The 16389-nt window shown below is 72.1% G+C and carries 17 protein-coding genes; 9 read left to right on the top strand and 8 right to left on the bottom strand.

Translation table 11 applies throughout. The annotated features are described in order from the left end of the window. The first annotated feature begins 145 nt into the window (after window positions 1–145). Both ACPZVR_RS13240 and ACPZVR_RS13235 read left to right on the top strand, forming a co-directional pair. A complete protein-coding gene (locus tag ACPZVR_RS13240) occupies window positions 146–1204 on the top strand; it encodes a CPCC family cysteine-rich protein (protein WP_436700068.1) in 1059 nt (352 codons plus the stop codon). A 187-nt stretch (window positions 1205–1391) separates the two neighbouring features. Continuing rightward, on the top strand, window positions 1392–1913 hold the full coding sequence (locus ACPZVR_RS13235; RefSeq protein WP_436700067.1) for a Fic family protein: 522 nt from the start codon (window positions 1392–1394) through the stop codon (window positions 1911–1913). On the opposite strand, the gene ACPZVR_RS13230 is transcribed toward ACPZVR_RS13235, so the two are convergent. Next, window positions 1873–2862: a hypothetical protein gene (locus ACPZVR_RS13230; protein WP_436700066.1), complete on the bottom strand. Its 990-nt coding sequence runs from the start codon at window positions 2860–2862 to the stop codon at window positions 1873–1875. The two genes, ACPZVR_RS13235 and ACPZVR_RS13230, sit on opposite strands and share 41 nt — an antisense overlap. A 138-nt stretch (window positions 2863–3000) precedes the next feature. On the opposite strand from ACPZVR_RS13230, the gene ACPZVR_RS13225 reads away from it, so the two are divergent. Next, window positions 3001–3690: an EcsC family protein gene (locus ACPZVR_RS13225; protein ID WP_436700065.1), complete on the top strand. Its 690-nt coding sequence runs from the start codon at window positions 3001–3003 to the stop codon at window positions 3688–3690. Between the two features lie 224 nt (window positions 3691–3914). Here the strand turns inward: ACPZVR_RS13225 and ACPZVR_RS13220 are convergent, their stop codons facing one another. Continuing rightward, window positions 3915–4145: a hypothetical protein gene (locus ACPZVR_RS13220; RefSeq protein WP_436700064.1), complete on the bottom strand. Its 231-nt coding sequence runs from the start codon at window positions 4143–4145 to the stop codon at window positions 3915–3917. 233 nt (window positions 4146–4378) lie between these two features. On the opposite strand from ACPZVR_RS13220, the gene ACPZVR_RS13215 reads away from it, so the two are divergent. From ACPZVR_RS13215 to ACPZVR_RS13200, 4 genes are read left to right on the top strand one after another with little or no spacing between them, the layout of a single operon-like run. Then, a complete protein-coding gene (locus ACPZVR_RS13215) occupies window positions 4379–6376 on the top strand; it encodes a thioredoxin domain-containing protein (protein WP_436700063.1) in 1998 nt (665 codons plus the stop codon). Further along, window positions 6376–7125: a matrixin family metalloprotease gene (locus ACPZVR_RS13210; protein ID WP_436700062.1), complete on the top strand. Its 750-nt coding sequence runs from the start codon at window positions 6376–6378 to the stop codon at window positions 7123–7125. Before ACPZVR_RS13215 ends, ACPZVR_RS13210 begins: the two co-directional genes overlap by 1 nt. Next, on the top strand, window positions 7122–8018 hold the full coding sequence (locus ACPZVR_RS13205) for a DUF1353 domain-containing protein (RefSeq protein WP_436700061.1): 897 nt from the start codon (window positions 7122–7124) through the stop codon (window positions 8016–8018). Before ACPZVR_RS13210 ends, ACPZVR_RS13205 begins: the two co-directional genes overlap by 4 nt. Window positions 8019–8045: 27 nt before the next feature. Beyond that, window positions 8046–9527 carry an aldehyde dehydrogenase family protein gene (locus ACPZVR_RS13200; protein ID WP_436700060.1) on the top strand — a complete coding sequence of 494 codons (1482 nt, stop codon included), beginning with the start codon at window positions 8046–8048 and terminating at the stop codon, window positions 9525–9527. Here ACPZVR_RS13200 and ACPZVR_RS13195 read toward each other — a convergent pair. Next, on the bottom strand, window positions 9484–10407 hold the full coding sequence (locus tag ACPZVR_RS13195) for a DMT family transporter (protein ID WP_436700059.1): 924 nt from the start codon (window positions 10405–10407) through the stop codon (window positions 9484–9486). The genes ACPZVR_RS13200 and ACPZVR_RS13195 overlap by 44 nt on opposite strands. A gap of 22 nt (window positions 10408–10429) precedes the next feature. On the opposite strand from ACPZVR_RS13195, the gene ACPZVR_RS13190 reads away from it, so the two are divergent. Further along, the gene (locus ACPZVR_RS13190) at window positions 10430–11851 is read left to right on the top strand and encodes an aminotransferase-like domain-containing protein (RefSeq protein WP_436700058.1); all 1422 of its coding nucleotides are present in this window, start codon (window positions 10430–10432) and stop codon (window positions 11849–11851) included. Here ACPZVR_RS13190 and ACPZVR_RS13185 read toward each other — a convergent pair. Continuing rightward, window positions 11838–12173, bottom strand: a complete 336-nt coding sequence (locus tag ACPZVR_RS13185) for a DUF3140 domain-containing protein (protein ID WP_436700057.1) — start codon at window positions 12171–12173, stop codon at window positions 11838–11840. The genes ACPZVR_RS13190 and ACPZVR_RS13185 overlap by 14 nt on opposite strands. A 106-nt stretch (window positions 12174–12279) precedes the next feature. On the opposite strand from ACPZVR_RS13185, the gene ACPZVR_RS13180 reads away from it, so the two are divergent. After that, the gene (locus ACPZVR_RS13180; RefSeq protein ID WP_436700056.1) at window positions 12280–12933 is read left to right on the top strand and encodes a UdgX family uracil-DNA binding protein; all 654 of its coding nucleotides are present in this window, start codon (window positions 12280–12282) and stop codon (window positions 12931–12933) included. A gap of 10 nt (window positions 12934–12943) precedes the next feature. Here ACPZVR_RS13180 and ACPZVR_RS13175 read toward each other — a convergent pair whose 3' ends face one another. The 4 genes from ACPZVR_RS13175 to ACPZVR_RS13160 are packed head-to-tail and all read right to left on the bottom strand — an operon-like array spanning window position 12944 to window position 16370. Then, window positions 12944–13867, bottom strand: coding sequence for a phosphotriesterase family protein (locus tag ACPZVR_RS13175; protein WP_436700055.1), 924 nt, complete (start codon window positions 13865–13867; stop codon window positions 12944–12946). Beyond that, complete coding sequence (locus ACPZVR_RS13170) at window positions 13864–14619, bottom strand: amino acid ABC transporter ATP-binding protein (RefSeq protein WP_436700291.1); 756 nt, start codon at window positions 14617–14619, stop codon at window positions 13864–13866. Before ACPZVR_RS13170 ends, ACPZVR_RS13175 begins: the two co-directional genes overlap by 4 nt. Before the next feature lie 20 nt (window positions 14620–14639). Next, complete coding sequence (locus ACPZVR_RS13165) at window positions 14640–15461, bottom strand: amino acid ABC transporter permease (RefSeq protein WP_436700054.1); 822 nt, start codon at window positions 15459–15461, stop codon at window positions 14640–14642. A gap of 24 nt (window positions 15462–15485) precedes the next feature. Continuing rightward, window positions 15486–16370 carry an ABC transporter substrate-binding protein gene (locus tag ACPZVR_RS13160; RefSeq protein ID WP_436700053.1) on the bottom strand — a complete coding sequence of 295 codons (885 nt, stop codon included), beginning with the start codon at window positions 16368–16370 and terminating at the stop codon, window positions 15486–15488. Between the last annotated feature and the right edge of the window lie 19 nt (window positions 16371–16389).

Genomic DNA, 16389 nt, shown 5'->3' with positions numbered 1-16389 from the left:
CCTGCCGAGTCGCCCGTAGCCCAAGGGCTGCGCCAGTCGGTCGACGCAGTCCAGATACCCCGGGATGTGCAGGTCGAATTGGAAGTGCGATCCGACCCGGGCCTGTGGGTCGGCGTGAGCCGACGGAAAGTCACGGGCGGCGGGGATGCGTATCGACAATGATGAGTTCGTGAGTCGGTTTCCGTGTCCCTGCTGTGGTCACCTGACCCTCGACAGCGGTCCTGGCGACTACGAACTCTGCCCCGTGTGCTTCTGGGAGGACGATGGTGGGCAGCTTCGCTTTCCGATGAGTGCGGACGGCGCCAACGGCATCAGTCTGATGGAGGCGCAGCGGGTCTACGCGAAGCGGGGTGCGATGGACGGCGACTTCGCGCGGAACGTCCGGCGGGCGCGGCGTGACGAGCCGATCGAGGATGGCTGGCGGCCGTTCGATCCGGACCTGGACTGGAGTGAGCCTGCTCTGGCCGGCGACCAGTGGCCAGTGAATCTGGAGGCGCTCTATTACTGGCGGCCGACATATTGGAACGGCGACCAGCACAAGCTCCCTCGACCGGCTGCTGAGCCGACCAACGGCGACCGCTTCCTCGAGCGCCTGCGACAGGTCCCCGAGCTCGGCGCAGCGATCGCCGGCTCGGAGCGCCAGTGGGGTGCTGCGAATCCCTTCGACGTCTGTACAGCTGCCTCCGAGCTGGTCGCAGAGGCGTACCGGGCAGGCAACGAAGAGGTCGGCCTGCGGATCGTCACTGCACTGCTGCCCGCGGTCGCGGAAGGGTCGACGACGTACGCGCCGAACTGCGTGGCGATCGCGTTCCTCGAGAACGAGACCTGGTACGAGCCGTGGGCGCAGGAGTACGTCGACCGCTGGCCGGCCCAGATCCGGGACGATCTCCGAGCACAGCAGGCACATCGGCACGACGCGGCGGCCGAACGAGAGCGGAAGCAGCAGGAGTGGGCCGACCTCTTCCGGTCAGGGCGCGGCCAACCCGTCGAGGTCGTCCGCGACCGGCTCCGGGCACTGTTCGAGCGGCCGTACGACGACGCGCATGCCGAGTTGGGGTGGGAGGTGATGGCTCGGTCCATCAGCAACCACCGGTGGCTCTACCGCCACCCGCTCGACTCGCTCATGCTCGCTTGGCGGTACCGAGCGCTGCAGAACCCGCTGCGGACCATCGCCCAGATCCGGCGTCCCCGGGTAGCGGGCTGACCTGCCCGCTTCTCATCTGCCCGACCGCGACCTCCAGGTCGACCTTGCCGGCGCTCGAAGCGCGACTGCACGTGTCGAGTGACCTAACACGTCGGCAGAACGTGTCAGGTTTTTCCTGAAGATTTAACACGTCGCCGGGTGCGTTGAAGGAGCTGACCTATGCCATGGAGTCCCGACGTTCCCTTCAATGAGCTTCCGGCGCTTCCTCCGGCGGGCATCGACCTCGAGCCCAAGGGGCCGCGTCATCAACATCCTGATGCTGATCGAAGCGGGCCTGCTCGACGATCCGATCCTGTATCTGTCCCGGGCGATCATCGAGCGCAAGAACGACTACTACCGGCTACTGAGGGCGGTGACGGCTGAAGGCGCCTGGGTCGAGTGGATCCTCTACATGCTCGACGTCGTCCGCGAGTCTGCGACCTCGACGACGCGGAAGATCAGCTCGATCCGCACCTGTCAGAACGACATCGCCGAGCGTGCCCGGAGCGCGACTCCGGGCGGGCGTGACGCCCAGTTCCTCCAGGTCCTCTTCGAGCAGCCGTACTGTCGCATCAGCACCGTCGTCGAGCGATGCGACGTGTCACGGCAGACCGCCTCGTCGTGGCTTCACGCATTGGTCGCGGCTGACCTGCTCGGCGACGTCAAGGTCGGTCGGGAACTCCTCTTCGTCAACCATGAGTTCCTGGATGTGCTGACCCGCTCTGAGTGATCGGGCGGCGCCGGTACTCGCCCCGGCCGAGCCGCTCGAGGTCGTCGAACGTGCCGATCCCGGGACCCTGGGTGTCAACGCACATGTGGGAGGTCATCATCGTTCGGATCGTGGAATCGGCGTACCTGCTGTTTCGTCGCCTCAGGTAACCGACCACGGCGGCGACGGTGACTGTCGCCGTTCCAGAAGCGGCCGTGAGATGTGTGATCGCGTCGAGGATCGCGGCACGGGCACCGGTCGGCGCTCCGACGGCGGCAGGCCGCGTTGTGGTCTCGTCGATCTCACGCGGCGGCTGCGCGCCGGCGACCAGTGGCGAAGGTGTCACGTCGGCGTTCGGGGCAGCCACTTGGTACGCGTACAAGGTGAGGTCGTCAGTGATGGCAGCGCGCACGCGGCAGACCGCCTCAACCGGGAGACGCCAGGACGCCGTGCCGATGGCGGTGATCGCAGTAGCCGGTAGCCGCTCGAGCGTGGCCCGATGGAGGGTCATCAGCTGATCCTGCTCGACAGCCCAGCCGAGCGTGAACCGCGCTGAGGCTCCGGCCAGGTACCGCGCGAGACGGGCGTTGATGACCTGGGTGACCCAGCGGTCAGCGGCGTCCACGACCGCGACCCGGCAGAAGTCGCGCAGCAGCTCACCCATCGTCATCGTGTCTGGCGAGAACCCGGTCCGCGAGTCGCGCGGGTACTTCAGCTCGATGACCGTGCCGCCAGGACCGTCCATCGTCAGATCGAGCTTGCCGGCGCCGAGGCCGACCGCGTAGACCTCCGACGCCAGCCTCGCAGCATCGACTCCGTCATCACCGAGCGCCTCGATGAGACACATGCGGAGCGTGTCTTCCGTCAACAGGTGCCCGCGGCCGGCGGCCCAATGCGAACCCATCCGGGCTGCGACCTGTCCCCAGACCGGCACCCAGTCGACCTGGCCCGCAGCGTCCACCTGAGTCATGTGGACTGTCTAGCTCAAGCCGTCGATACAGCGCACGCGTTCGCCGAGAGGACTCATGCGACGGTTCGGAGAGCGACGGTCTTCGTCGAGCCTCTCTCATAGGATCCGGACCGAACGCCGACTGAGAGGGAGAACGAGATGAGCGGCGCTGTCGACGAGGCTGACGCCCCCAGGACCTCCACCGCCGAGAAGTTGGGGAAGCAGCTTCAGCAGTTGACGCAGCGAGCGGTGACCGACGGCGTCGGCCCTCTGACCGGGTCGGCTGCTTATGCGACGGCTCGCGGACACGTCGGCCGCGCTGACGGCGAGGACCCGGAGGCATCGATCAAGCGGATCGTTCGCGAGTCTGTCGCCGCCTCGGGAGCGCAAGGATTCGTGACCGGCGTCGGAGGGATCGCCGCCATGCCGGTGACGGTCCCGGCCAACCTGGCGGGCAGTCTGATCATCAACGCGAGGATGGTCGGGGCGATCGCCCATCTCCGCGGCTATCCGCTGGATGACCCGCACACCCAGGCGATGATCACACTTGTCGCCGCGGGGTCCACTGCCCAGGGGGCGATCTCCGCATTCGGCGTCAAGTTGGGCCAGAAGGCAGCGATGCAGGCGATCAGGGCCGTTCCGATCTCCGTCATTCGCCAGGTGAACAAGAAGGCGGGTTTCGCCCTCGTGGCGAAGTACGGCACCCAACGCTCAGCGATCACCCTTGCCAAGGCCGTGCCCGTCGCCGGCGGCATCGTCGGAGGCAGCGTCGACGCTGCGCTGACCGGAAGCATCGCGAAGGTTGCGAAGAGGGTGTTCCCTCCTATGCCGTCTGGTGGAGCAAGCTGATCTGACCGCTTCATCCTGAGCGCCGACAGGAAACTGCCGCCGCGGGTCCCGCCGCTCGCGATCGATGACGAGATTCTCCAGCGCGTCAAGCGTGCTCGTGCGATTCGGGCCCGCGTATTCCGCAGAGGCCGAGTCCCCACCCCATCAATCCCGACGTTGCCTGGAGGCACTGGCGCGGGTGACGGCATTGAGACGGTCGGCGCCGCCCATGACGGGTGCTTGGGCTACCTCGCCCGCACCTCGAGTTCGAGGACCTCGAAGTCGGGCAACGCCTCGCCGTCCCGGTTGCGACCTGCCGAGGTCTTGAGGCCGATCAGAGGATCGGTCTCGCAGAAGACCCGCTCGTACCCCGAGTCGACGCCGCACCTGTCCAGGATGTCTCGGAGCCCTTGCGAGGGAGCCCGGACCTCGACGAACACGGTCGTCGCTGCGCCATGCGTCGACTCGACGCTCACGTTCAGCCTCGGGTCTCCCTCCAGGCTGCCGCTCGCCCGCGTCACGCTGCCTGGCGGGAGATGAGCGATGACGCCCGCCGCAGGACCACGACTGGTGGTGAGCTCGGTTCCTCGCGCCCGGTGCCCTTCGCTTGTCGAGCGTGGCTGCGCAGACTCGCTGCACGCGGCCAAGCTCAGCACGACGAACACTCGGACGATCGGGGAGCGCCAGGGGCACAGGGGATGATGGACGCATGAACCGTCTCGGTGCCGCGACGTCGCCGTACCTCCTCCAGCACAAGGACAACCCCGTCGACTGGTGGGAGTGGGGGCCGGAGGCCTTCGCGGAGGCCAAGCGGCGCAACGTGCCGATCCTGCTGAGTGTCGGGTACGCCGCCTGCCACTGGTGCCACGTCATGGCGCATGAGTCCTTCGAGGACCAGGCGACGGCGGACTATCTCAACGAGCACTTCGTCAGCATCAAGGTCGATCGGGAGGAGCGGCCGGACGTCGACGCGGTCTACATGCAGGCGACCACCGCGATGACCGGGCAGGGCGGGTGGCCGATGACGGTGGTGATGGACCACGAGGGGGCGCCGTTCTTCGCGGGGACCTATCTGCCGGACCAGCCGCGGCACGGGTCGCCGTCGTTCACGCAGGTGCTGCGGGCGCTGAGCGGGGCGTGGAACGACCGGGGCGACGACGTACGCCGGACCGCGGCGAACGTGGCCGAGCACCTGCGCAAGGAGGCGAGCCTGCCGTCGTACGCGCTGACGGGGGAGCGGATCGACTCGGCGGTGGCGACGCTGGCGCAGGAGTTCGACCCGATGGCGGGCGGGTTCGGGGGTGCGCCGAAGTTCCCGCCGACGATGGTGCTGGAGTTCCTGAGGCGCTACCGGGGCGAGTCGGTGCAGCAGGCGCGGCACATGCTGGCGCGCACGGTGGCGGCGATGGCCGGGAGCGGGATGTACGACCAGGTGGGCGGCGGGTTCGCGCGGTACGCCGTCGACCGCGGCTGGGTCGTGCCGCACTTCGAGAAGATGCTCTACGACAACGCCCAGCTGCTCGGGCTCTACGCGCGGCTCGGCAGCGAACTGGGGGACCGGATCGCCACCGAGACGGCCGACTTCCTGCTCCGCGAGCTCGGGACGGCCGAGGGTGGGTTCGCCTCGGCGCTCGACGCGGACAGCCCGGCCGAGCCCGGCGGGCACGCGGAGGAGGGGCTGTTCTACGCCTGGACCCCCGAGCAGCTGACCGCGGCGCTGGGACCGACCGACGGCGCCTGGGCCGCGGAGCTGTTCAACGTCACCGAGGACGGGACCTTCGAGAACGGGATGTCGACGCTGCAGCTGCGCCACCCTCCGCAGGACCCGGCCGACCGCGCCCGCCTGGCTGACGTACGACGCCGGCTGCTCGCCGCCCGCGAGCAGCGTCCGCGCCCTGCCCGTGACGACAAGGTGGTCGCCGCGTGGAACGGGCTGGCGATCAGCGGACTCGTCGACGCGGGCCGCCGGCTCGGCCGACCGGACTACCTGGAGGCGGCGACGCGGGCGGGGGAGCTGCTCGCGCGGCTGCACCTGGACACGACCGGCTCGGCCGGTGTCAGGATCCTGCGGGTCTCCCGCGACGGGGTGGCTGGTGCCCACGCGGGCGTGCTCGAGGACTACGGCTGCGTGGCGTCGGGCTTCCTCGCCCTCGCCCAGGCGAGCGCCGACCCGCGCTGGCTGACGCTGGCGACCGGGCTGCTCGACACCGCGCTCGCCGGGTTCGCCGCGCCGGACGGGGGCTTCTACGACACCAGCGCCGACGCGGAGTCGCTCGTCGCGCGTCCGCGCGACCCCGGCGACAACGCGAGCCCGAGCGGGTTCAGCAGCCTGGTCCACGCCCTCGTCGAGGCCCACGCGCTCACCGGGGAGGGCCGCTACCGCGACGCGGCCGAGACCGCACTGGCGACCGTCAGCGTGCTCGCCGACAAGGCCCCGCGGTTCGCGGGCTGGTCGCTGGCCGCCGCCGTGACCATGCTCGACGGCCCGCTCGAGGTCGCCGTCGTGGGCCCGCCCGGCGCCCGGCGCGACGCGTTGGTCGCCCGCGCCCTCGAGCTCCCCGGAGCGGTGGTGGTCGCCGCCGACGAGGCGGTCGACGGCATCCCGCTGCTGGCCGGCCGGGCGCCCGTCGACGGGCTCCCGGCGGCGTACGTGTGCCGCGGCTTCGTCTGCGAGCGTCCGCTGACCGAGCCCGACGGCATCGGCTGATGGAGCGCTGGCGGTCCGGCCTCGTGCTGCTGCTGAGCGCTGTGCTCTTCGTGGGCGTGGTCGCGATCGGTCCCGGCAGCGAGATGGCCGCGCTGCGCCGGATCATCGGACTCGACAAGGACCCGCTCGGCGAGCCCGCCGACGTCGCGCCGGGCGGCGTCCACGCGTTCCTCGAGCACCAGCCGGGGCAGTCCGACGTCCCGGTCACGTGGGACCCCTGCCGGGAGATCCGCTACGAGATCAATCCGGAGCAGGCGCCGGACGACGCCGAGGAGACGGTCGCCTTCGTGCAGGAGGGGGTCGCCGAGGTCGCGGCGATCACCGGCCTGCGCTTCGCCTACGAGGGGCGCACCGACCGCAGGCCCGAGCAGGACGAGCGGGGCTTCGTCACGGCGCGGCCGGACCCGGTCCTCGTCGCCTGGGCGACCGAGGACGAGGTCGAGGAGCTCGAGGGCGCGGTCGCGGGCGTGGGTGGCGCGACCGCCCGGTCCTACGACGGCGACGGGTGGCTGTGGTTCGTCACCGGCGGGGTCACTCTCGACGCCGACGCCTTCGACCGGATCGAGGGCGAGCGCGACGGGGCGGCGCAGGCTCGGGCGATCCTCCTCCATGAGCTCGGCCATCTCGTCGGCCTCGACCACGTCGACTCCGCCGCCGAGCTGATGTACGCCGACAACGTGGGCCAGCTCGACTTCGGGCAGGGCGACCTCAACGGGCTCGCCCAGCTGGGGAAGGGCAGGTGCCGGTGAGCCCGTGGACGCCGGTGCGGCCCGAGCCCGAGCGGTTCCACGACGAGGGCACCGCCGAGCCGCCGCGGATCGTGCTGGAGCGGGTCGTGCTGGAGCGGGTCGAGTCCGGTGACTTGCGGGTCGCGCCCGAGCGGTTCCGGATGCTGCACCGCATCGCCTACCGCGACCGCGAGTACGGCGACCTGCTGGTGCCCGCCGACCTCGGCTCCTTCGAGACCGACCTGACCTCGGTCCCGACGATCTTCACCTGGCTGGTGCCGCGCACCGGCCGGCACCTCCCGCCCGCCCTGCTGCACGACGGCCTGGTCCACGGCCGCGACGAGCCGCCCACCTACCTGTCGGTCGAGGGGCACGTGCTCGACCGGGTCGCCGCGGATCGCGTGTTCCGGGCGGCCATGCGCGACACCGACACGGGCCCGGTCCGCAGCTGGCTGGTCTGGTCGGCGGTGACGCTCTCGACGATCTGGCGCGGCTCGGCGTCGTGGAGCCCGGCGCGGCACCTGCGCTACCGGCTCGCCGCGCTGGGGACGCTCGTGGTGGTCGCGGTCCTCGGCGTGCTCGCCACGGTCGACCTGTTCGACGTCATCGACGGCGTGCCCTGGATGGGCGACCGGTCGTTCGCGGAGGAGCTCGTCGGCGGCCTCGCCGGCGCGGTCGTCGTCCCGCTCCTGCTCGGCCTGACCTGGGGGCGCTTCGCGATCGCCGGGGTGGTCACCGGGGTCGCGCTGGCCGTGCTGCTCCACGTCACCGTGGCGCTCGCCCTGATCACCCTCGCCTACCAGGTCGCGGAGCGCCTCGCCCGGCGTACGCCGGTCGCCGCGGTCGTCATCGCGGGGGTGGTGATCGCGGCCCATGTCGTCCTGGTGGTTTTGTTCGTCGCTCCGTTCCGCTGATGGTGACCGGCGAGTAGGTTCGGGTGCGTGACCACCACGGACGCTCCCGCACAGACCTTCACCTCGCTCGACCCCGCCACCGGCGAGGTCGTCGGCACCCACCCCATCCACGACGCCGCGGCGGTCGGCGCGGTGGTCGCCACCGCCCGCAAGCAGGCCGAGTGGTGGCGTGCCCTCGGCTTCGACGGCCGCAAGCAGGCGCTGGTCCGCTGGCGCAAGGTGATCGCGCGGCGGATGGAGGAGCTCGCCGCGCTGATGGCGCGCGAGACCGGCAAGCCCACGGGTGACGCGCTCCTCGAGGCCGCGCTCGCGATCGACCACCTCGCCTGGGCGGCGGGCCACGCCGAGAAGGTCCTCAAGCGGCGCAGCGTCTCGCCCGGCCTGCTCATGGTCAACCAGGCCGCGAGCGTGGAGTACCGCCCGCTCGGCGTGGTCGGCGTCATCGGCCCGTGGAACTACCCCGTCTTCACGCCCATGGGCTCGATCGCCTACGCCCTCGCGGCCGGCAACGCCGTCGTCTTCAAGCCCTCGGAGTACACCCCCGGCGTGGGCGAGTGGCTCGCCGCGACCTTCCGGGAGGCCGTGGGCCGGCCCGTGTTCCAGGTCGTGACCGGGTACGGCGAGACCGGGGCCGCCCTCACCGCGGCGGGGGTCGACAAGATCGCCTTCACCGGCTCCACCGCCACCGGCAAGCGGGTGATGGCCGCCTGCGCCGAGACCCTCACCCCGGTCGTCATCGAGGCCGGCGGCAAGGACGCCCTCATCGTGGCCGAGGACGCCGACGTCGCCGAGGCGGCCGAGGCCGCCCTGTGGGGCGCGGCCGCCAACGCCGGCCAGACCTGCGCCGGCGTCGAGCGGATCTACGTCCACGACCGGGTCTACGACCGCTTCCTCGACGAGCTGGTCGAGCAGGCGCGGCAGCTCGAGGCGCGTCCCGGCGGCCAGGTCGGCCCGATCACGATGCCCTCCCAGGTCGACATCATCCGGCGCCACATCGACGACGCACTTGCCCGCGGCGGCCGGGCGCTCGTCGGCGGACCGGTGCCCGAGGGCGCCCGCTTCGTGCAGCCGACCGTGCTGGTCGACGTACCGGAGGACTCGGCGGCGTTGCAGGAGGAGACCTTCGGCCCGACCGTCACCGTGTCCCGCGTGAGGACGATGGACGAGGCGATCGAGCGGGCCAACGGCACCCGCTACGCCCTCGGCTCGACGGTGTTCTCCAAGAGCCAGGGCATGGAGATCGCGCAGCGCCTGCGGGCCGGTATGACGGCCATCAACGGCGTCATCTCGTTCGCCGGCATCCCGACCCTCCCGTTCGGCGGGGTCGGCGACTCGGGCTTCGGTCGCATCCACGGTCCCGACGGCCTGCGCGAGTTCACCTACCCGCACGCGATCGCCCGCCAGCGGTTCAAGCCGGCGATCGCGCTCACCACCTTCCGGCGCACGGCCAAGGAGGAGAAGCAGCTCACGAAGGTCGTGCGCGGGCTGTACGGGCGCGGGAGGAGCTAGCACCCGCCGCGCAGACCACCACGGCGACGCCACCGAGCACGGTCAGCCAGGTGATCCGCTCGCCGAGCAGCAGGCCAGCCCACGCGATGCTCAGCACCGGCTGGGCGAGCTGGACCTGGCTGACCTGCGCCATCGGGCCGATCGCCAGGCCCCGGTACCAGGCGAAGAAGCCGAGGAACATGCTGATGCAGGCCAGGTAGGCGAAGCACAGCCACTGCGTGGCGCTCGCCGAGGGCGGACGGGTGCCGATGCTGGTCGCGGTGAGGGCCAGCATCACCGGCGCGGCGAGCACCAGCGCCCACGAGATCGCCTGCCACGAGCCGAGCTCGCGGGAGATCGCGCCGCCCTCGGCGTACCCGACGGCGCACGCGAGCACCGCGAGCACGAGGAGCAGGTCGGCGCGCTGGAGATGGCCGGCGCCACCGCCCTGCAGCACCGCGAAGCCGACCGCGGCGACCGCGCCGAGCGCGGCGAAGACCCAGAACGCGCGCACCGGCCGCTCGCCGGTCCGCAGCACGACGACGACCGCTGTGGTCGCGGGCAGCATCGCGATCACGACCGCGCCGTGGCCGGCCGGGACCTCGGTCAGGGCGTAGGACGTCAGCAGCGGGAAGCCGGCCACCACGCCGCCGGCGACGACCGCGAGCCGGAGCCACTGGCGGCCGCGGGGGAGTGCCTGACGGGTCAGGGCGAGCGCGCCGGCCGCCAGGGCCGCCGCGACCACGGCCCGGCCGGCGCCGATGAAGAGCGGGTCGAGGCCGCCGACCGCCACCCGGGTCAGCGGGACGGTGAACGAGAAGGCGAGGACGCCGAGGAGCCCCCAGGCCAGCCCGATGCCCGGCGCCGCCGGCGGGCCCGATAGCGGCTGCCGAGAAGGCACGATAGCGCTACTCTGAGGTGACATGACCAACGATAGCACCGCGCGGATCGTCGCCGGCCTGCGCGACTGGATCCGCGACGCCCCGGCCGGCGCCCAGCTGCCGGCGTCGCGCCGCCTCGTGGCCGAGTACGGCGCCAGCCCGGTCACCGTGCAGAAGGCGCTGCGCCGGCTGGTGGCCGAGGGGCTGGTCGAGAGCCGTCCCGGGGTCGGCAGCTTCGTCCGTGCCGTCCGTCCGGCCCGGGGTCCGGACTTCGGCTGGCAGACCGGTGCGCTGCGCACGCCGCGAGCCGAGCTGCCGCGGGTGGCGGGACCCCTCCGTACCGCGCCGCCGGAGGCCCACGCGCTGCACGCGGGCTATCCGGGACCGGACCTGCTGCCGGAGCGGCTGGTCCGCACGGCACTGGGCCGGGCCGCGCGCGGCGCCGCCGCCACCGCGCGCCCGCCGGCCGCCGGGCTGCCGGAGCTGCGCGCCTGGTTCGCGACGGAGCTGGCCGACGCGACGCCGACCCAGCTCAGCGCCGTGACGCCCCACGACGTGGTCGTGGCGCCGGGGTCGCAGAGCGCGCTGGCCTCGATCTTCCGCGCCCTGGTGGCGCCGGGCCACCCGCTGCTGATCGAGTCGCCCACCTACTGGGGCGCGATCCAGGCCGCGCGTCAGGCCGGCGTCGAGCTGGTCCCCGTGCCCAGCGACGCCCACGGCCCGGACCCGGCCGAGGTCGAGCGGTCGCTGCGGGAGACCGGAGCCCGCGCGTTCTACGCGCAGCCCAGCTTCGCCAACCCGACCGGAGCCCGGTGGAGCGCCGAGCGCGCCGAGCGGATCCTCGACGTCGTGCGCGCCCACGGCGCCTTCCTCGTCGAGGACGACTGGGCGCACGACTTCGGCATCGACGCCGAGGTCGTGCCGCTCGCCGCCCGCGACGGCGCAGGGCACGTCGTCTACCTGCGGTCGCTGACCAAGAGCGTCTCCCCGGCGCTGCGGGTCGCGGCCGTGATCGCCCGTGGGCCCGCCCGCGACCGGATCCTCGGCGACCGCGCCGCCGAGTCGATGTACGTCAGCGGACTGCTCCAGCAGGCCGCGCTCGAGGTCGTCAGCGATCCCGGCTGGCGCACCCACCTGCGCCGGCTGCGCGCCCAACTGCGGGAGCGCCGCGACCTCCTCGTCGCCGCCGTCGGCGACCACGCGCCGGCGCTGCACCTCGACGTGGTCCCGCCGGGTGGGCTGCACCTGTGGGCGCGGCTGCCGGCGGGCACCGACGCCGAGCGACTCGCGCGCGACTGCGCGGCCGACGGGGTGTGGGTCGCGGCCGGTGATGCCTGGTTCCCGGCCGAGCCCTCGGCGCCGTACCTCCGGCTGACCTTCATCGGGCCCGAGCCCGCGCGCTACCCGGAGGCGGCCGGGGTGATCCAGCGCGCGGTGGAGGCGCAGTCGCTCAGGTCTCCCTGAGCGGGTCGTGGCCGACGTTCATCAGCCCGTGACGCCAGTCCGTGTCGCCGGCGGTGGGCTCGGGCTCGTCGCCGCGCAGCGCGGTGACCTCGGTGACCACCCGCTCCATGACGGCCACGTCGTCGGTGGTCAGGTCGGACCTGCGCTTGCCCAGGACGTCGAGGACGCGGTGCCCGAGGGGCCGGCCGGCGCGGTCGGGCAGCTCCTCGGCGTCCTCCCCGGCGCCCTGCGTGGCGAGCCAGTCGCGCAGTTCGCGCGAGGTCATGTTCACGGCCGTGTGGAAGCGCTCCCAGAGGTCGTCGTCGACGATCGAGGTGGCCACGGTGGTTGCCTCCTGACGGGGTCGGGGTCGGGACGCCCCCGGCGGTACCCGGCGTCCGCCGCGACATGACGGCGGTACGCCCGGAGGGGCCGGGTACCGCCGCGGTATGACCGACGACGTGGAGCGCCCTGGCGCTCAGGAGTGGGTGCCGGACCGGCCGACGCTGCCGCGGCTGCGCGCCGCGCTGCAGGAGTGCCGGGGGTGCGAGCTCTACCGGGACGCGACCCAGGGGGTGATGGGCGAGGGCGATCCCGGCGCCGAGCTCGCCCTGCTCGGCGAGCAGCCCGGTGACCGCGAGGACCAGGCGGGCGAGCCCTTCGTCGGTCCCGCCGGCCGGGTGCTCGACGACGCCCTGGCCGATGCGGGCATCGCGCCCGAGCGGGTCTACACGAGCAACGTCGTCAAGCACTTCCGCTGGTCCGGCATGCGCGGCAAGCGCCGCATCCACCAGTCGCCGAAGCAGGCCCACGTCGCCGCCTGCCGCCCCTGGCTCGACGCCGAGCTCCGCCTGGTGCGGCCCACGGGCGTCGTCCTGCTCGGCGGCACCGCGGGCAAGGCGCTCTACGGCCCCTCGTTCAAGGTCGGCGCGTGCCGCGGCCGCCGGCTCGACTGGCCCGAGGACCGCCCGGTCGAGGTCCCGCCGCAGTGGGTGCTCGCGACCACCCATCCGTCCGCCGTGCTGCGGGCGCGCGGGGAGCGCCAGGAGGCGTACGACGCCCTGGTGGCGGACCTGCGGGTGGCGGCGGGCCTCCTCGCGTGACGCGCCCGCGCTAGGCCCCGGCGCCGGTCAGCGCCGCGCGCGGGTTGTCCACGAGCACCTGGCGCAGCTCGTCGTCGCCGAAGCCGGCCGCCCGCAGCCGCGTCGTGACGTGCTCCAGGATGAACGCGAACCCGACGCCGCCGTACGCCGTGAAGTGGGTCTGCCGGAAGAGGTCGTGCGAGATCAGCAGCCGGTCGACGAAGCCGGCGTCGGCGACCGCGACGATGTCGCGGACCATCCGGTCGAGGTCGTACTCGTGCGTCGTGCTGAAGCCGTCGAACTCCACGTAGCAGCCCAATCGGGCCAGCTCGACGTGGTACGGCGAGTCGCGCACGGTGTCGAGGTGGCCGACGATCACGCGCGTGGCGCTCACGCCCTCCTGCTCCAGGATCGGCAGGATCAGGCGGCCGACCGGCCAGCGCGCGGCGTGCAGGGAGAGCGTCAGCCCCGTGGCCACCTGCGCGCGGGCGGCCGCGCGCAGGGAGCGCTCCTCGAGCGCGGACACCCAGGCGGCGTTCGTGCCGACCTCGCCGATCACGCCGGGCCGGATGCCCGTCTCGCCGACGCCGTCGACGATCTCGGCGGTCATCGCCTCCGCGACCGCCGACACCGAGAGCCGGTCGATGCCGGTGTCGGCGAGGTAGGGGTCGCGGTAGAGCCCGCAGCCCATCACCACATGGACCCCCGTCGCCCGGGAGACCGCCCGCAGGTCCTCGGGCCGCCGGCCCAGCGTGCTGCCGGTCAGCTCGACGATGGTGCCGCCGCCGGCGGCCCGGAAGGCGGCGACCTCGCGCTCCATCAGCGGGCGGTCGTCGAGCAGGCCGTCGCCGCGGTACTCGCGAAGCGTGTCGCAGAACAGGTGCTCGTGCGGCAGGACGACGCCCAGCTCGGTGGCGTCGACCGGCCCCTCGACCGTCATCACGCGGCCGGTCACGAGAGCACTTTGGCCAGGAACCGCGTGGTGCGCTCGGAGGTCGGGCGGCCGAAGAAGTCCGCGGGGGCCGCGCTCTCCACGACCCGGCCCTGGTCCATCATCACCACCAGGTCCGCGACCTCACGGGCGAAGCCCATCTCGTGGGTGGCCACCACCATGGTCATGCCCTGGTCCGCGAGCCCCCGCATCACGCCCAGGACGTCGCCGACCGTCTCGGGGTCGAGGGCGCTCGTGGGCTCGTCGAAGAGGATCGCCCGCGGCCGCATGCCCAGAGCCCGGGCGATCGCCACGCGCTGCTGCTGACCGCCCGAGAGCTGGCTCGGGTAGGAGTCCGCCTTGTCCGCGAGGCCGACCTTGGACAGGAGGTCGCGGCCGGTCGCGGCCGCGGTCTCCGGTGCGATCCCCGCGACGTGGACCATGCCTTCGGTGATGTTCTGCAGGGCCGTCTTGTGGTGGAACAGGTTGAACCGCTGGAACACCATGCCGACCTGCGAGCGCTGCTGCGCCAGCTCCTTGTTGGTCAGGGCCGTCGTCCGGCCGCGGACCACGCGGGTGCCGACGGGGATGCCGTCGAGCAGCACCTCTCCGCGCTCGGGGTGCTCGAGGCGGTTGATGCAGCGCAGGAGCGTGGTCTTGCCCGAGCCGGACGGGCCGATGAGGACGACCACCCTGCCGGCGGCGACGTCGAGGTCGACGTCGAAGAGGATCTGGCGATCTCCGAAGGACTTGCACAGGGCGCGCACCTGGATCAGCGGGCGGCTCTCGGACCCGGTCATGAGGTCATCTCCAGTCGTGGGGTGCGGGACGGTCGTCTCCGCCGGGTCGGCGTCTCGCCCCAGCCGCGGCCCAGCCGGCGCTCGATGCGGCCCTGGATCAGCGTCCACCCGGCGGTGAGGGCGAGGTAGTAGATCGCGACGGCTCCGAAGACCTCGAAGGGCTGGAAGGTCTGGCCCTGGATGATGGCGGCCGCGGTGTACAGCTCGGTCACGCTGATCACCGAGAGCAGCGACGTGCTCTTGAGCATCAGGTTGAACTGGTTGCCCAGGGGCGGGACGATCGTGCGCAGGGCCTGGGGAAGCACGATCCGGCGGGTGGTCTGCCGCGCGGTCATCCCGATCGCGTGCGCCGCCTCGACCTGGCCCCGGTCCACGGAGTCGATCCCGGAGCGCACGATCTCGGCCATGTAGGCGCCCTCGTTGAGGGAGAGGGCGAAGACGCCGGCGATCACCCGGCCGGCGATCAGGTAGCCGACGACCTCGACGTCGTCCCAGCGGTAGCCGCCGAAGACGGCGAGGCCGAAGAAGGGCAGGCCGGCGAAGTAGATGATCGACACCTGGACGAGGAAGGGCGTGCCCCGGAAGAGCCAGACGTAGCCCGAGGCCAGCCAGCGCAGCGGCGCAAAGCGGGATCGTCGGGTGAGGTCGGCGGCGATGCCGATGAGGGTGCCGAGGAACTGGGAGAGCACGGCGATGAGGACGGTCAGTCCCAGCCCGTGGATCACCATGCTGCTCGGGTGCAGGAGGTAGTCGGTGAACGCGTCCCAGTCGAAGGGGTAGGTGCTTCCCGCGGCCATGACCGAGGTGGTCGAGTACATGAGCGTCTCCAGGACCCGGCGGACCTAGAAGGAGTCGTCCGGCTCGAGCGCGGCGTCGGTCAGGCCCCACTTCTCCCAGATCTCGGCGTAGGTGCCGTCCTCGACCATGGCGGCGAGAGCCTTCATCACCGGCTCCTTGACGGCGCCGTCGTCGATGCGGAAGGAGAGGCCGGTCAGGCCCGCGAGGTCGCCGTCGCCGAGGGCGAAGGTGTCGGTGAACTCGATCTTGGCGTTGGACTCCTCCTTCAGCAGCAGGGCGGCCACCTGCTCGGTCATCCACGCGTCGGCGTGCCCCGAGGCCAGCGCCTGGTAGGCGTCGGGGCTGCGCGGGAACTGGAGGATCTCGATGCCCGGCCGGCCGGCGGCCTTGCAGGCCGCGTCGAGCTGTTCCAGCGCGGCGACGTCCGCGCCGCCCTTTTGGCCGGCCACCTTGAAGCCGCACAGCTCGTCCTTGCCGCCCATGCCCTTCGGATTCCCCTCGGGGACGACGACGACCTCGGAGGCCTTCCAGTATCCGACCATGTCGATCTGCTCGATGCGCTCCGGCGTGACGTACTGGTCGGCCCAGATCATGTCGCACTTGCCGCCCTTGAGCGCCGCGATGATGGTGTCGAAGACCGAGTTCTGGATGTTGATCTTCAAGCCGATCCGCGCCGCGACCTCCTTGATCAGGTCGATGTCGACGCCGACGGGGTCGCCGGACTCGTCGAAGTACTGGAACGGCTTGTAGGGCATGTCCATGCAGGTCGTGAGGTGACCCGGCCGCACCAGGGCCGAGGAGTCGACGGTGGCGACGACGTCGGCGGAGGGCGTCGTCGAGTCGTCGTCGCCGGTCGAGGCCTTGGTGCAGGCGGTGGCCGCCAGCGCGGCGACGGCCAGGACGGTGATCCTCTGGACTGCTCTCTTCATTGCTCTTCTCCCGCGGTGC

Source organism: Nocardioides segetis (assembly GCF_051390595.1).
Taxonomy (GTDB): Bacteria; Actinomycetota; Actinomycetes; order Propionibacteriales; family Nocardioidaceae; genus Nocardioides.
The sequence above is the reverse complement of the archived record's forward strand: the minus strand, read 5'-3'. Positions and strand labels throughout refer to the sequence as shown.

Excerpts from the sequence above, each read along its gene's own strand:
- ACPZVR_RS13240 (WP_436700068.1), top strand. The coding sequence starts at position 146 with ATGCGTATCGACAATGATGAGTTCGTGAGTCGGTTTCCGTGTCCCTGC.
- ACPZVR_RS13235 (WP_436700067.1), top strand. The coding sequence starts at position 1,392 with ATGAGCTTCCGGCGCTTCCTCCGGCGGGCATCGACCTCGAGCCCAAGG.
- ACPZVR_RS13230 (WP_436700066.1), bottom strand. The coding sequence starts at position 2,862 with ATGACTCAGGTGGACGCTGCGGGCCAGGTCGACTGGGTGCCGGTCTGG.
- ACPZVR_RS13225 (WP_436700065.1), top strand. The coding sequence starts at position 3,001 with ATGAGCGGCGCTGTCGACGAGGCTGACGCCCCCAGGACCTCCACCGCC.
- ACPZVR_RS13215 (WP_436700063.1), top strand. The coding sequence starts at position 4,379 with ATGAACCGTCTCGGTGCCGCGACGTCGCCGTACCTCCTCCAGCACAAG.
- ACPZVR_RS13210 (WP_436700062.1), top strand. The coding sequence starts at position 6,376 with ATGGAGCGCTGGCGGTCCGGCCTCGTGCTGCTGCTGAGCGCTGTGCTC.
- ACPZVR_RS13190 (WP_436700058.1), top strand. The coding sequence starts at position 10,430 with ATGACCAACGATAGCACCGCGCGGATCGTCGCCGGCCTGCGCGACTGG.
- ACPZVR_RS13180 (WP_436700056.1), top strand. The coding sequence starts at position 12,280 with ATGACCGACGACGTGGAGCGCCCTGGCGCTCAGGAGTGGGTGCCGGAC.
- ACPZVR_RS13165 (WP_436700054.1), bottom strand. The coding sequence starts at position 15,461 with ATGTACTCGACCACCTCGGTCATGGCCGCGGGAAGCACCTACCCCTTC.
- ACPZVR_RS13160 (WP_436700053.1), bottom strand. The coding sequence starts at position 16,370 with ATGAAGAGAGCAGTCCAGAGGATCACCGTCCTGGCCGTCGCCGCGCTG.